Genomic DNA, 12,502 nt, shown 5'->3' on the forward strand with positions numbered 1-12,502 from the left:
GGTAAGGTCTGTCAGGCCATGCCCGGCCCCGAGCCGAACTCTCGCGAACGGAAAGCCCTGATGCTTACTGGTGGACAGCTGGCAGGCCTCATCGTGGCCGTGTTCTGGGCGGTGCTCGTCTCGTTCATCGCGCTGACCCTGCTGAAGCTCTCCCGGCTGCTCGCCGAGGCGGGCAGGGTCGTGCGCGAGATCGGCGACCAGGCCGCCCCCCTGCTGGACGACATGACCGACACGGTGAAACGCGCCAACGAGCAGCTCGGCCGCACCGACGTCATCACCAAGCAGGTCGCCGGCGTCACCCAGAACGTCTCGGCCGTCACCACCGTCATGACGTCGGTGGTCGGCGGCCCGCTGGTGAAGGCCGCCGCCTTCTCCTACGGCGTCCGCAGGGCCCTCGGCAGCCGGGACGGCGACGGGCGCTCCCCGTCCGGCCGGCCGCAGCTTCAGGCCCGCTCCTCGGGGAAGGGACGCGGATGAGGCGGCTGTTCTGGCTCTCCGTCGGCGCCGGCGCCGGCGTCTACGTCACGCACCGTGTCAAGCGGCGCGTGGAGCGGGTCGCCCGCAGCCTGTCCCCCGAGGGGGTCACGGTGCGCGCGGTGGCGGCGGGGAAGGGCACCGGGGAGCGGTTGAGGCTCTTCGCCTCCGACGTCCGTACCGAGATGCGGGCCCGCGAGGAGGAACTGCGCGAGGCCGTCCGCATGGACCAGGCCCCGCCGGACGCCGAGGTTCCCGGATACCGGGGCTCCCCGCCCCGCCGGGTGCTCAAGGCGCGATACACGATCATCGACGACGACAAGGATGGCCACTGATCATGGAGTCGGCAGAGGTCGCACGCCGCTTCCTGAAGTTCTTCGAGGAGCGCGGGCACACGGTGGTGCCCTCGGCCAGCCTGGTCGCCGAGGACCCGACCCTGCTGCTGGTCAACGCCGGCATGGTCCCGTTCAAGCCGTACTTCCTCGGCCAGCGCACGCCGCCCTCGCCGCGGATGACCAGCGCGCAGAAGTGCGTGCGGACGCCCGACATCGAGGAGGTCGGCAAGACCACCCGGCATGCCACGTTCTTCCAGATGCTGGGCAACTTCTCCATCGGCGACTACTTCAAGGAGCAGGCGATCCCGTTCGCCTGGGAGCTGCTGACCGCCTCCCGCGCGGACGGCGGCTTCGGCTTCCCCGAGGACAAGCTGTGGGTCACCGTCTTCCACGACGACGACGAGGCCCAGAACATCTGGCACCACAAGGTGGGCGTCCCCCTCGACCGCATCCAGCGGCGCGGCATGGAGGACAACTTCTGGTCGATGGGCGTCCCCGGCCCGTGCGGGCCCTGCTCGGAGATCTACTACGACCGCGGCCCCGAGTACGGCCGCGAGGGCGGCCCGGTCGCCGACGAGGACCGCTACCTGGAGGTGTGGAACCTCGTCTTCATGCAGTACGAGCGGGGACCGGGGGAGAGCAAGACCGACTTCCCGATCCTCGGCGACCTGCCCGCCAAGAACATCGACACCGGCATGGGCCTGGAGCGCATGGCGGCGATCCTGCAGGGCGTCGACAACATCTACGAGACCGACACCCTGTGGCGGGTCCTCGACCGCGCCGCCGGGCTGACCGGCGCCAAGTACGGCCGCGACCACCGTGCGGACGTGTCGCTGCGCGTCGTCGCCGACCACGTCCGCAGCGGGACGATGATGGTCGCGGACGGCATCCGCCCCGGCAACGAGGGCCGCGGCTACGTGCTGCGCCGCATCCTGCGCCGCTCCATCCGCAACCTGCGCCTGCTCGGTGGCCAGGACGCCGGGCTCATGCACGAGCTGACCGCCGTCGCGATCAGCGCGATGGGCGAGCAGTACCCCGAGCTGGTGCGCACGGCGGCGAACATCCACACGGTCATCGACGCCGAGGAGGACTCCTTCCTGCAGACGCTCCGCACCGGCACCGCGATCTTCGACACGGCCGTGGCGGAGACCAGGCGGTCCGGCGGCGCGACACTGCCGGGCGAGCAGGCGTTCAAGCTGCACGACACCTACGGCTTCCCGATCGATCTCACCCTGGAGATGGCGTCCGAGCAGGGCCTGCGGGTGGACGAGGACGGCTTCCGCCGGCTCATGCAGGAGCAGCGGGACCGCGCGAAGAGGGACGCCCGCGACAAGAAGACCGGCAACCTCGACGTCTCCGTCCTGGACGAGCTGCTCACCGGCGCCGGCGGCAAGGTCGACTTCACCGGCTACGGCAGCCTGGCCGGTGACGCCCGCCTCGTCGGGCTGCTGGTCGGCGGTGCCAATGTGCCCGCCGCCGGCGAGGGCACCGATGTGGAGGTCGTCCTCGACCGCACCCCGTTCTACGCCGAGGGCGGCGGCCAGCTCGCCGACCACGGCGTGATCCGGCTCGGCAACGGCGCCGTCATCGAGGTGACGGACGTGCAGGCGCCCCTCGCCGGCCTCGTCGTGCACCGCGGGCGCGTCCGCAGCGGCGAGGCGCAGGCGGGCGACACCGCCTACGCCGAGGTCGACGTGGAGCGGCGCCGGGCGATCTCCCGCTCGCACACCGCGACCCACATGGTGCACGCCGGGTTCCGCCGCGCGCTCGGCGAGTCCGCCGCGCAGGCCGGTTCGGAGAACTCGCCCGGCCGGTTCCGGTTCGACTTCACCGCCTCCGGCGCCGTCCCCCCGAGCGTGCTGCGCGATGTCGAGGACGAGGTGAACGAGGTGCTGGTCGGCGACCTGGACGTCCGGGCGTTCCACACCTCGATCGACGAGGCCCGCGCGATGGGCGCGCTCGCGCTGTTCGGTGAGAAGTACGGCGATGAGGTCCGGGTGGTCGAGGTCGGCGACTACTCCCGCGAGCTGTGCGGCGGCACCCATGTCGCCCGCTCCGGGCAGCTCGGCCTGATCAAGGTGCTGGGCGAGTCGTCGATCGGCGCCGGCGTCCGCCGCGTCGAGGCGCTCGTCGGCATCGACGCGTTCCGCTTCCTGGCCCGGGAGAGCGTGCTCGTCGCGCAGCTCGCCGAGCAGATGAAGGCGCGCAAGGAGGAGCTGCCCGAGCGCGTCTCCGGCATCGTCACCCGGCTCCGGGACGCGGAGAAGGAACTGGAGAAGCTCCGCTCCCAGCAGGTCCTCGCGATCGCCGGATCGCTCGCCGACGGCGCGAAGGACGTGGGCGGCATCGCGTTCGTCGGGCACCGCGCCCCGGACGGCACCGGCGCCGACGACCTGCGCAAGCTCGCCGTCGACGTCCGCGGCCGGCTCCAGGCCCGGCCCGCCGTCGTGATGGTGACCGGTGTGCCGAAGGACCGTCCCGTCGTGGTCGTCGCCGTCACCCCGGGCGCCCGCGAGCGCGGCCTCAAGGCGGGCGCGCTCGTCGGCCTCGCCGCCAAGGCCCTCGGTGGAGGCGGCGGCGGCAAGGACGACCTGGCGCAGGGCGGCGGCGCGAACCCGGCGGCGATCGGCGACGCCCTCGCCGCCGTTGAACGAGCAGTAGGGGCCGCGTGAGCCCGGCGGGACGGGGGCAAGCACCGGGGCGGGCGATATGAGGAACGGCGTCCGGCTCGGGGTCGATGTGGGGAGCGTGCGCGTGGGGGTCGCCAAGTGCGACCCCGGCGGCATCCTCGCCTCCCCCCTGGAGACCGTGAAAAGCGGCAAGGGGGACATCGACCGGCTGGTGGAACTGGCCGCCGAGCACGAGGCGATCGAGGTCGTCGTCGGACTGCCAACGTCGCTGTCGGGCCGGGAGGGCCCGGCGGCGCAGGCGGCGCGCAAGTTCGCGGCCAGGCTCGCGGACCGTCTTCCTCCGGAGACGGTCCGACTGCACGACGAGCGGCTCACCACCGTCACCGCCGAGAGCGGGCTGCGGGCCGGGGGAGTCCATGGTCGGGCCAGGCGCAAGGTCGTCGATCAGGCCGCCGCGGCGGTCCTGCTCCAGGCGGCCCTCGACGCGGAACGGTTGACTGGGCGTCCCCCAGGAGAGATCGTCCGGGGGAGTTCATGAACGATTTGGACCTCTTCCCAGATCCGTACGGCGACGGGCGGCTGCCGGAGGAGCGGCTCGGCCGGCGTGACCAGCGGCGCGTCCGCAAACGGCAGAAGCGCCGCAAACGCAGCGGCCGGGCCGCGGCCCTGTTCGCGATGGCGTTCCTGGTGGCGGTGTTCGGCACGGGCGGCGTCCTCGGCTACGCGTGGCTCGACAACCAGTGGCACCCTCCGGACTACACGGGCCAGGGCTCCGGCAAGGTCACGATCCAGATCAAGGAGGGCGCCAGCGGCCTGGTCATCGGCGCGACGCTGGAACGGCATCGGGTGGTCAAGAGCGCCCGCGCGTTCGTGAAGACCTACAACAAGGAGACGCGCGCCTCCAGCGTCCAGCCGGGCTTCTACCAGATGCGGCTGAGGATGTCGTCGGCCGCGGCGATGGCGCTGCTGCTGGACCCGAAGTCGCGGGCCGGGAACCAGATCACGATCCCGGAGGGCCGGCGGGCCGTCGAGGTCTTCGAACTGCTGGCGAAGAAGACCGGGATCTCGGTCAAGGAGTTCCAGGCGGCGGCGAAACGGCCGCGGAACCTCGGGCTGCCGCCGTACGCGAAGGGCAAGGTGGAGGGCTACCTCCACCCGGGCCGCTACGACCTGGACCCGAACGGCTCGGCGGAGCAGATCCTCAAGCAGATGATCGAGCGGTTCAACCGGGAGGCCGCCTCGGTCGACCTGGTCGGCAAGGCGCGCAAGGCGCACATGAACCCGGCGACGGTGATCACGCTCGCCAGCCTCGTCCAGGCGGAGGGCGGCAAGCCCAGCGACCTGCCGAAGATCTCCCGGGTGATCTACAACCGGGTGGAGCGCGGCATGCCGCTGCAGTTCGACACGACGGTCCTGTACGCGCTCAACAGGCGCACGCTGACCGTGACGAACGAGGACCTCAAGGTCGACTCGCCGTACAACACCTACACGCACAAGGGGCTGCCGCCGGGGCCGATCAGCAACCCCGGACCGGACGCGATCGAGGCGGCGATCGCCCCCGAGGACGGGACGTGGCTGTACTTCATCGCCACCGACCCGACGAACAAGGTCACCAAGTTCGCGACGACGGAGCAGGAACGGCAGGCGATCGAGAAGGAGTTCCGGGAGTGGCAGCGCAAGCACCCGGGCCAGTGACGGGGGACCCGCCCGTCCGGCGCGCCGCGGTGCTGGGGTCGCCGATCGCGCATTCGCTGTCGCCGGTGCTGCACCGCGCGGCGTACGCCGCGATGGGCCTGGACACCTGGTCCTACGAGGCGATCGAGTGCGGCGAGGACGGCCTCGCCGCACTCCTCGCCGGTCTCGGCCCCGAATGGGCGGGCCTGTCGCTGACCATGCCGCTCAAGCGGGTCGCGCTGGGTCTGGTCGACTCGGTGTCCGACCTGGCAGTGCGGGTCGGCGGCGCGAACACGATCGTCCTGCGGGACGGGCGGCGGCACGGCGACAACACCGACGTGCACGGCATCGAGACGGCGCTGACGGAGGCGGGCGTCAAGGCGCCGCCGTCGGTGCTGGTGCTCGGCGGCGGGGCCACGGCGGCGTCCGCGCTGGCCGCGCTCGCCCGGCTCGGCGCCGCCGAAGCGGTGCTCGCGGTCCGGACACCCGAGCGCGCCGCCGGGGCCGCCGAGGTGGGGGAGCGGTTCGGGCTCACCGTCCGGGTCGTGCCGCTGGACCGGGTGCCCGCGCACCTTCCGGCCGAGCTGGTGGTGTCGACGCTGCCGGGACGGGTGGCCGACGCGTTCGCCGAACCGGTCGCCGCGTCGGGCGCGGCCCTGTTCGACGTGGTGTACGCGCCGTGGCCCACGGCGCTCGCGGCGGCGGTGCGGCGGGCCGGCGGGACGGTCGTGGGCGGTTTCCCGATGCTGCTGCACCAGGCCGTCCGGCAGGTGACGCTGATGACGGGCCGCGCGGACGTGCCGGTGGAGGCGATGCGCGCCGCCGGGGAGGCGGAGCTGGCGCGCCGCGCCTGACCGCCCCGGCCGGTCAGGGCGGCGCCGGCGGCGGGCCGCGCGGGGTGCGGCGGCGCTTCACCGACTCGTCGACGCCGGCGAGGACGATGGGCAGGATCACGCTCAGCCAGAAGTCCTTCCAGCCCCACATGCCCGCCGTGACGCCCAGCGCGCTGGCGCCGCACACGAGGCTCAGCAGGAACGCCGCCCAGTGCCGCCGCGTAAAGCCCACCGGGTCGATGACGCGGCGGTGCGGCAGGAGGTCGGCCAGGGGGCGTTCCCGGGCGTGGGACCGCTGCACGACGGTCGCGTCCGGCAGCCAGTGCAGGACGTCGGCGTTCCCGGCGAGCGGGAGGCGGCTGAGCGCGACGAGCGTCTCCAGCCGCCACCACAGCGTCCACAGCGAGGTGCGTCCGCTGCCGGGGTGGCCGTTCCAGCGCGGGTCGGCGACCTCGCCGCGCACCAGCGTCCGGAACGCGCGCGCGACGACCGGGCCGTGCGGGCCGCGCGGGTCGCGCAGCAGCGCGGTCAGCGCGATCGGCAGCCCGTAGTGCCAGAGCGCGAGCCGCCACACCGGGTCCGGCCCCTGCGGGTCCGCGCCGCGGTGCGGGGAGACACGGTGCGGGGAGACGTCGTAGGTCTCGATCCACGTGTGGTCGTCGTCGGGGTCGAGGTGCTCCAGCAGCCAGTCGTAGGCGTCCAGCAGCCGTTCGGTTCTCAGGCCGGGACGGGCCTCCGCCAGCGTGACCAGCGCGAACGCCGTGTGGGTGACGGTGGGCCCGGCCGCGGGGGTCGGCCCCCAGCCGGGACGGTGCGCGGTCCGGTCGGCGGTCAGCCACTCCACGCCCCGGTCGACCGCCGGGTCGTAGGGGTTGAGCTGGCTGAGCGCGCGGAGCGCCAGGCACGTCGGCCATACGCGGGACGGGCAGCCGTGCAGCGAGCCCCATCCGCCGTCGGTGTTCTGGTTGCGCAGCAGCCACCGGTAGGCGCGCCTGAGGTCGGGCGCGTCGTCGCGCAGGTCGCAGCGGGCGCGGGCGAGGAACCGCGCGATCCAGCCGGTCGCCTCCACCACCGGCATGCCGAGGCTGGTCTTGGTGGCCCAGCCGCCGTCCCGCAGCGGGTCGCCGGAGCGGGTCTGCCGCGCGGCGAGGAAGGCCAGGCCCTCGTCGAAGTACTCGAAGGAACGTCCGGCCTCCGCGAACGCCATCAGCCCGAGCGCCGTCGCGGTGGTGCCGGGCTCCGGCCGGGCCAGCTCGTGGTACCAGCCGCCGCCGGAGCCGCGCGCGGGCGTGTAGGTGTCGCGCAGGACGTCCAGCGACTCGTTCAGCCGCGTTTCGAGCACGGCCATGTCGATGACGGGGACGTCGGCGCCGCGGGGCCGGTGCCTTCCGGGCAGGGCGGCGGGACGGTCGGCGCCGGGGGCCGGTGCGGGGAGGGGAGGAGTCTGGTGCACGGTATCGCCTTCTGCTCCAGTTGTTCCCGTCCGGCCAGGCTTTGTACCCCGCGGGTTCCATGTCTGTGTCATGGCCGGACGGACCGCCGGGGCCGTGCGCCGGGCACGCTGGAAGGAGCCTGGAGAGGCATGGTCCCCCGTTCCGTGGTGCTGGAGGAGGCGTGGCCGAGCCGACGGCGTGGAGCGCGCCGGGTCATGAGTGCGTCCTGTGCCCGCCCCTGCGGTTCCGGTTCAACGGCATGGCCGATCTCCCCGGTGAGTCCGGTGTGATCGCCCGCGACCGTGACTTCCTGCTCATCCCGGACGTGGCACCGCTCGCCGAGGGACACGTCCTGCTGGTCACCCAGGAGCATCGCCAGTGCGCGGGAGAGTTCGGCCGGAAGATGTGGGAACGCGCGCTCCGGTGGCGCGACCGCGTCGCCCACCTCTACCGCGTCGCCTACGGGAGCGGTGAACTGCTGCTGTTCGAGCACGGACCGGCGACCTCGCAGGGCGGCGGCGCCTGCATCGACCACATGCACTGGCATCTCCTGCCCGGCACACCGGGCGTGCGCGCGGTGGTGGAGGCGCGCGGGCGCCCCGGAGCGCCCGCCGACCTCGTCGCCCTCCGGGCCTGCTTCCGCGCCGGCCGCTCTTATCTCCTGATCGAGGAGAACGAGGTCATGACCGTCCACCCGGGGGACGGCGTCGAGAGCCAGTTCCTGCGCTGGGCCGTGACGGCCGCCGGGCCGGATGTGACATGGCGCTGGCAGGAGACGTTCGGCCTGCCCGCCGGCAAGCGGCGCTTCCTGCGCACGCTCACCGCGCTGCGCGCGGCGCTGACCGCCCCGCCGGCCGGGGATCAGCCTCCCGACAGCCACCAGTAGAGTTCGCACGCGGCCAGCCGGTCCCCGAACCCGGCGCGCCGCACACCGTCCGCGTAGCCGGTGGAGTACTCCATGAGCAGGCACCCGCGCCGGTAGGCGAGGACGCGCTCCAGGGCCGTCGCGCCGAACCGCAGCAGCCACAGCGGACGGCCCGGCACGGCGCGGTCCAGCACCGGCGGCAGGCGGCGCACTTCGCCCCCGTCCGCCGGCGCCGGGTGCCCGAGGAGGCGCGCCAGCGTGGGCGCCTCGGCGAAGACCAGGTCCGCGCAGGCCAGCGCCGGCAGCACCGCGGACGCCGGGAGCCGCGCGTCGATGTCGTGCGGGACGAGGTCGAACGCGATCCGCGTCCCCGCCGCACGGGCGATGCGCGCCGCCTCCCGCAGCGCCTCCCGCGAGACCGGGGACAGCACCGAGTACCCGTCCATGACGAGCACGTCCGCGGCCCCGATCCCGGCCGCCTCCGCCCGGACCTCCGCCGCGGTGAGCCGCCGCCCCGGCGGCTCGTCCTGGACGACCAGGAGCCGGACGCCCGGCCCGTTCCCGCACGGACGGTCGCGCAGCATCACCGAGACGCCGTTCGGCACGCCCGCCTCGACGCGCAGCCGGCCGTCCGCGCCGATCCGCCGCAGTTCCCGGCGGATCACCGGCGTGTAGTCGTCCTCGCCGATCTTCGCCAGCACGCTCACCCGGCCGAAGTAGCGGGCCGCGTACCGGGCCAGGTTGACCGCCGTCCCCGCGACCACGGCCCGCGCCGGGGCGTAGGTGAGGCGGTCGGCGCCCAGTTCGGCGAACCGGATGTCCGGCAGGGACGCGCGGACCTCCACCCCGGCGTCCCCGATGACGAACAGCGAGAAACGGCGCTCGGCCACGCCGTCAAGACCCGGCCACTCGGCCGGCGAACGCGACGGGCCCATACGCGGCGATCAGACGGCGGGCGGCAGGAACGCCCGCATCACCGGACGCAGGCTCGGGATGAGTTCGTACCGGTCGATCTCGTCCAGCGGCACCCAGGCGCAGCCGTCCAGATGGTCGCTCGTGTCCTGGTTCTCCAGGGTGGCGTCCAGCGTCACCGGCCGGCAGTGGCGCGCCGCCGCGACGACGCGTATCCGCCCGCCCTGCGGTCTGCGGCGGTCGGGCATGAACCACTGCCACAGATGGAACGGCGGCCCCGGATCGATCTTGAGGCCGACCTCCTCCCAGACCTCCCGGCGGATGTGGTCGTCGAGGTCCAGGTCGGTGTCCGGCTCCAGCCGCCCGCCGGGCACCTCCCAGCGGCCCGGATGGAACGGGTCGGACGCGGACTTGCGGACCAGCAGCAGCCGTCCGGCGGACACGATGAACGCCTTCTGCGCGAACTGCAGGCCGATCGTCGACAAGGCGGTGAGGGGGCCGGCGGCGCCGGCCTCGACCGAGGGCATCGCGGGAACAACCTCCCTGGTGCCGGGCCCACCGGGCCGTCTGCGCTCTACCGTAACAATCCCGTGCCCGCGTGCCGAGACGCCGGACGGGCCAGAAGAGCGTCACCGTCCCGGTCCCGGGAATGGGGGGCCGCCCGAGGCTGTTGACACAGGTGGCGTACCTCACGAAGGCGGCCGCGTCCACCGCGGGCCACGGTTTCGCGGTGGCGCGGCGGGTCCCGCCGGGTGGTATTCTTGGTGGCCGACCGGCCCTGTGCGCGCGATCCGAGTGGTGGCGTGTGCCGGGCGCTCAAGCGGAGGCCACCTCCCACCTGACCGGCTGGAAGGCCGGTGGGTTTCGGTCCGGCGAACGGGCTTGAACGTCCGTCTCGCCGTCGTCCCCGGACGGGTGTCCGTCCAGGGAGACCGAAGGTGGCCCCGTACGTGAGTCGTGCGGGGCTTTTCTCGTGGAAGCCTCGGGGTACGACCGGTCCAACGAACTTGAGAACGGCCCCAAGGAGGTCCCATCAGCGCCGAACCGCGTATCAACGACCGCATTCGCGTGCCCGAGGTCCGGCTCGTCGGCCCGAACGGCGAACAGGTGGGCATCGTGCCCATCGCCAAGGCCCTTGAACTCGCACGTGAGGCGGACCTCGACCTCGTCGAGGTGGCGCCCACCGCGCGTCCGCCCGTCGCGAAGCTCATGGACTACGGCAAGTTCAAGTACGAGTCCGCGATGAAGGCGCGTGAGGCGCGGAAGAACCAGGCGCACACGGTCATCAAGGAGATCAAGCTCCGCCCGAAGATCGATCCGCACGACTACGAGACCAAGAAGGGTCACGTGGTGCGGTTCCTGAAGGCCGGGGACAAGGTGAAGGTCACGATCATGTTCCGTGGTCGTGAGCAGTCCCGTCCCGAGCTGGGGTACCGGCTGCTGCAGCGGCTCGCCGACGACGTCGAGGAGCTCGGCTTCGTCGAGTCGCGGCCCAAGCAGGACGGCCGGAACATGATCATGGTGATCGGTCCGCACAAGAAGAAGGTGGCCCGCGGGCAGGAGACCGAGACCGCCTGACGGCCGCCCGGGATCGGCCTCGCGGCGGCCCCGACTCCGCGACCTCGCGGCTGAGCGGGGTCGCGGCGCACGTACATTGAAGCCTGACCTGGCGCGTCCACGGGAGCCGTGTGATGCGCCGATCAGGCGCGCCCCCGTGCGGACCGCGCGGGGGCCGGAATGAGGGAGACGACGGCGACCATGCCGAAGACCAAGACCCACAGCGGTGCCAAGAAGCGCTTCAAGCTGACCGGCTCCGGCAAGGTGATGCGCCGCCGCGCCAACAAGAACCACCTGCTCGAGCACAAGCCGACCAAGCGGACGCGCCGGCTGTCCGGCCCGGCCGTGGTGGCCGACGCCGATGCCAAGAACATCAAGAAGCTGCTGCGCAAGTAGCACTCGACCAGGTACATCAGCGACCGGCCGAGGCCCGTGCGGCCCGGCCCCCACGAAGGAGTTCAGCACGTGGCACGCGTGAAGAGGGGCGTCAACGCCGCCAAGAAGCGCCGGGTCGTCCTGGAGCGGTCGAGCGGCTACCGCGGGCAGCGTTCCCGCCTGTACCGCAAGGCCAAGGAGCAGCAGCTCCACTCGATGACCTACGCCTTCCGGGACCGCAAGGACCGCAAGGGCCAGTTCCGCCGGCTGTGGATCCAGCGGATCAACGCCGCGGCCCGCGCCAACGGCATCACCTACAACCGGTTCATCCAGGGTCTGAAGGCCGCGGAGGTCGAGGTCGACCGCCGCATGCTCGCCGAGCTGGCCGTGAACGACGCCGCGGCGTTCGCCACGCTCGTCAAGGTGGCCAAGGACGCGCTCCCGACCGAGGGTTCGGAGGCGGCCTGAGCCGGGCGACCGGCATACGGGCGATCACAGCGACATGGCGGGCCGCGAGCTGACCTCTCTCCGATCACCACGGGTGAAGGCCGCTCGGCGGCTCGCCAAACGCGCCTTCCGGCGCCGCGAGAACCGGTTCCTCGCCGAGGGGCCGCAGGCGGTGCGGGAGGCGCTGCAGATCCCCGGCGGGCTCGCCGAGCTGTTCACCACCGCCGAGGCGGAGACCCGCCATCCCGAGCTGGTGCTCGCCGCCGAGCGCGCGGGCGCACCGGTGCTGCGCGTCAGCGGCGAGGTCATGGCGGAGCTGGCGCAGACCGTCACCCCGCAGGGGCTGCTGGCGGTGTGCGAGTTCGTCGACGTCCCGCTCGCCAAGGCGCTGGAGACCGGTCCCCGGCTGGTGACCGTGCTCGCGCACGTCCGCGACCCCGGGAACGCGGGCACCGTGCTGCGCACCGCCGACGCCGCCGGCTCGGAGGCGGTCGTGTTCACCGACGCGTCCGTCGACCCCTACAACGGCAAATGCGTGCGCGCTTCGGCGGGCAGCCTGTTCCACCTGCCGGTCGTCACCGGCCCGCGGTTCGATGCGCTGATCCCCGAGCTGAAGGGCGCGGGCCTCACCGTGCTCGCCGCCGACGGCGCGGGTGACCGCACCCTCGACGAGGCGATCGACGGGGGACTGCTCGCGCGGCCCACCGCCTGGGTGTTCGGGAACGAGGCGTGGGGTCTGCCCGACGAGATACTCCGGCACGTGGACGAGGTCGTGCGCGTGCCCATCTACGGACGCGCCGAGAGCCTGAACCTGGCGACGGCCGCGGCCGTATGCCTGTACGCCTCGGCGCGTGCCCAGCGCGGGACGTGACGGCGGGGCCCGGTAAGCCGATCGTCCGCGCTGGTAAGGCCGCCCTCCGGGGGGCGGCAGCCCGTCCGGAAGGCTACAGATGCCTTTCCGCCGGGC

Annotated in this window: 14 protein-coding genes; 11 read left to right on the forward strand and 3 right to left on the reverse strand. The window is 73.0% G+C overall.

The annotated features are described in order from the left end of the window. Positions 1–60 precede the first annotated feature (60 nt). The 6 genes from ACQP1N_RS15365 to ACQP1N_RS15390 are packed head-to-tail and all read left to right on the forward strand — an operon-like array spanning position 61 to position 5,967. Positions 61–477 (forward strand): DUF948 domain-containing protein, encoded by a 417-nt coding sequence (locus tag ACQP1N_RS15365; RefSeq protein ID WP_067793825.1) that lies wholly within the window; start codon positions 61–63, stop codon positions 475–477. Next, positions 474–809: a DUF6167 family protein gene (locus ACQP1N_RS15370; protein WP_067793826.1), complete on the forward strand. Its 336-nt coding sequence runs from the start codon at positions 474–476 to the stop codon at positions 807–809. The genes ACQP1N_RS15365 and ACQP1N_RS15370 overlap by 4 nt, the downstream gene beginning before the upstream one ends. 2 nt (positions 810–811) lie before the next feature. Next, on the forward strand, positions 812–3,481 hold the full coding sequence (gene alaS, locus ACQP1N_RS15375; protein ID WP_067793827.1) for an alanine--tRNA ligase: 2,670 nt from the start codon (positions 812–814) through the stop codon (positions 3,479–3,481). Between the two features lie 37 nt (positions 3,482–3,518). Then, positions 3,519–3,977, forward strand: coding sequence for a Holliday junction resolvase RuvX (ruvX, locus tag ACQP1N_RS15380; protein ID WP_067793828.1), 459 nt, complete (start codon positions 3,519–3,521; stop codon positions 3,975–3,977). Continuing rightward, a complete protein-coding gene (gene mltG / locus ACQP1N_RS15385) occupies positions 3,974–5,134 on the forward strand; it encodes an endolytic transglycosylase MltG (protein ID WP_067793829.1) in 1,161 nt (386 codons plus the stop codon). Before ruvX ends, mltG begins: the two co-directional genes overlap by 4 nt. Further along, complete coding sequence (locus ACQP1N_RS15390; RefSeq protein ID WP_242608736.1) at positions 5,107–5,967, forward strand: shikimate dehydrogenase; 861 nt, start codon at positions 5,107–5,109, stop codon at positions 5,965–5,967. Before mltG ends, ACQP1N_RS15390 begins: the two co-directional genes overlap by 28 nt. A gap of 13 nt (positions 5,968–5,980) precedes the next feature. Here the strand turns inward: ACQP1N_RS15390 and ACQP1N_RS15395 are convergent, their stop codons facing one another. Continuing rightward, positions 5,981–7,399, reverse strand: a complete 1,419-nt coding sequence (locus ACQP1N_RS15395) for a prenyltransferase/squalene oxidase repeat-containing protein (protein WP_067793831.1) — start codon at positions 7,397–7,399, stop codon at positions 5,981–5,983. A 161-nt stretch (positions 7,400–7,560) separates the two neighbouring features. Here ACQP1N_RS15395 and ACQP1N_RS15400 point away from each other — a divergent pair, with 161 nt between their 5' ends. Next, a complete protein-coding gene (locus tag ACQP1N_RS15400) occupies positions 7,561–8,265 on the forward strand; it encodes an HIT family protein (protein WP_433232034.1) in 705 nt (234 codons plus the stop codon). Here the strand turns inward: ACQP1N_RS15400 and ACQP1N_RS15405 are convergent. Both ACQP1N_RS15405 and ACQP1N_RS15410 read right to left on the reverse strand, forming a co-directional pair. Further along, the gene (locus ACQP1N_RS15405) at positions 8,241–9,134 is read right to left on the reverse strand and encodes a PfkB family carbohydrate kinase (RefSeq protein WP_067793833.1); all 894 of its coding nucleotides are present in this window, start codon (positions 9,132–9,134) and stop codon (positions 8,241–8,243) included. The two genes, ACQP1N_RS15400 and ACQP1N_RS15405, sit on opposite strands and share 25 nt — an antisense overlap. A 54-nt stretch (positions 9,135–9,188) precedes the next feature. Then, a complete protein-coding gene (locus tag ACQP1N_RS15410) occupies positions 9,189–9,683 on the reverse strand; it encodes an NUDIX domain-containing protein (protein ID WP_067793834.1) in 495 nt (164 codons plus the stop codon). A 541-nt stretch (positions 9,684–10,224) separates the two neighbouring features. On the opposite strand from ACQP1N_RS15410, the gene infC reads away from it, so the two are divergent. The 4 genes from infC to ACQP1N_RS15430 all read left to right on the forward strand — a co-directional run bounded on the left by infC (position 10,225) and on the right by ACQP1N_RS15430 (position 12,406). Beyond that, positions 10,225–10,734 carry a translation initiation factor IF-3 gene (infC, locus tag ACQP1N_RS15415; protein ID WP_067793835.1) on the forward strand — a complete coding sequence of 170 codons (510 nt, stop codon included), beginning with the start codon at positions 10,225–10,227 and terminating at the stop codon, positions 10,732–10,734. Positions 10,735–10,914: 180 nt separating this feature from the next. Further along, on the forward strand, positions 10,915–11,109 hold the full coding sequence (gene rpmI, locus ACQP1N_RS15420; RefSeq protein WP_067468638.1) for a 50S ribosomal protein L35: 195 nt from the start codon (positions 10,915–10,917) through the stop codon (positions 11,107–11,109). A 69-nt stretch (positions 11,110–11,178) separates the two neighbouring features. Further along, entirely contained in the window at positions 11,179–11,556 is a 378-nt protein-coding gene (rplT, locus tag ACQP1N_RS15425; protein WP_067793836.1) for a 50S ribosomal protein L20, read from the forward strand. A 34-nt stretch (positions 11,557–11,590) separates the two neighbouring features. Continuing rightward, positions 11,591–12,406: a TrmH family RNA methyltransferase gene (locus ACQP1N_RS15430; RefSeq protein WP_067793837.1), complete on the forward strand. Its 816-nt coding sequence runs from the start codon at positions 11,591–11,593 to the stop codon at positions 12,404–12,406. Positions 12,407–12,502: the final 96 nt, after the last annotated feature.

Source organism: Actinomadura formosensis (assembly GCF_050948385.1).
Taxonomy (GTDB): Bacteria; Actinomycetota; Actinomycetes; order Streptosporangiales; family Streptosporangiaceae; genus Spirillospora; species Spirillospora formosensis.

Bases quoted from the DNA above. Each gene is read 5' to 3' on its own strand.
- alaS (WP_067793827.1), top strand. From the start codon at position 812: ATGGAGTCGGCAGAGGTCGCACGCCGCTTCCTGAAGTTCTTCGAGGAG.
- ACQP1N_RS15410 (WP_067793834.1), bottom strand. From the start codon at position 9,683: ATGCCCTCGGTCGAGGCCGGCGCCGCCGGCCCCCTCACCGCCTTGTCG.
- mltG (WP_067793829.1), top strand. From the start codon at position 3,974: ATGAACGATTTGGACCTCTTCCCAGATCCGTACGGCGACGGGCGGCTG.
- ACQP1N_RS15430 (WP_067793837.1), top strand. From the start codon at position 11,591: ATGGCGGGCCGCGAGCTGACCTCTCTCCGATCACCACGGGTGAAGGCC.
- ACQP1N_RS15365 (WP_067793825.1), top strand. From the start codon at position 61: ATGCTTACTGGTGGACAGCTGGCAGGCCTCATCGTGGCCGTGTTCTGG.
- ruvX (WP_067793828.1), top strand. From the start codon at position 3,519: ATGAGGAACGGCGTCCGGCTCGGGGTCGATGTGGGGAGCGTGCGCGTG.
- rpmI (WP_067468638.1), top strand. From the start codon at position 10,915: ATGCCGAAGACCAAGACCCACAGCGGTGCCAAGAAGCGCTTCAAGCTG.
- ACQP1N_RS15370 (WP_067793826.1), top strand. From the start codon at position 474: ATGAGGCGGCTGTTCTGGCTCTCCGTCGGCGCCGGCGCCGGCGTCTAC.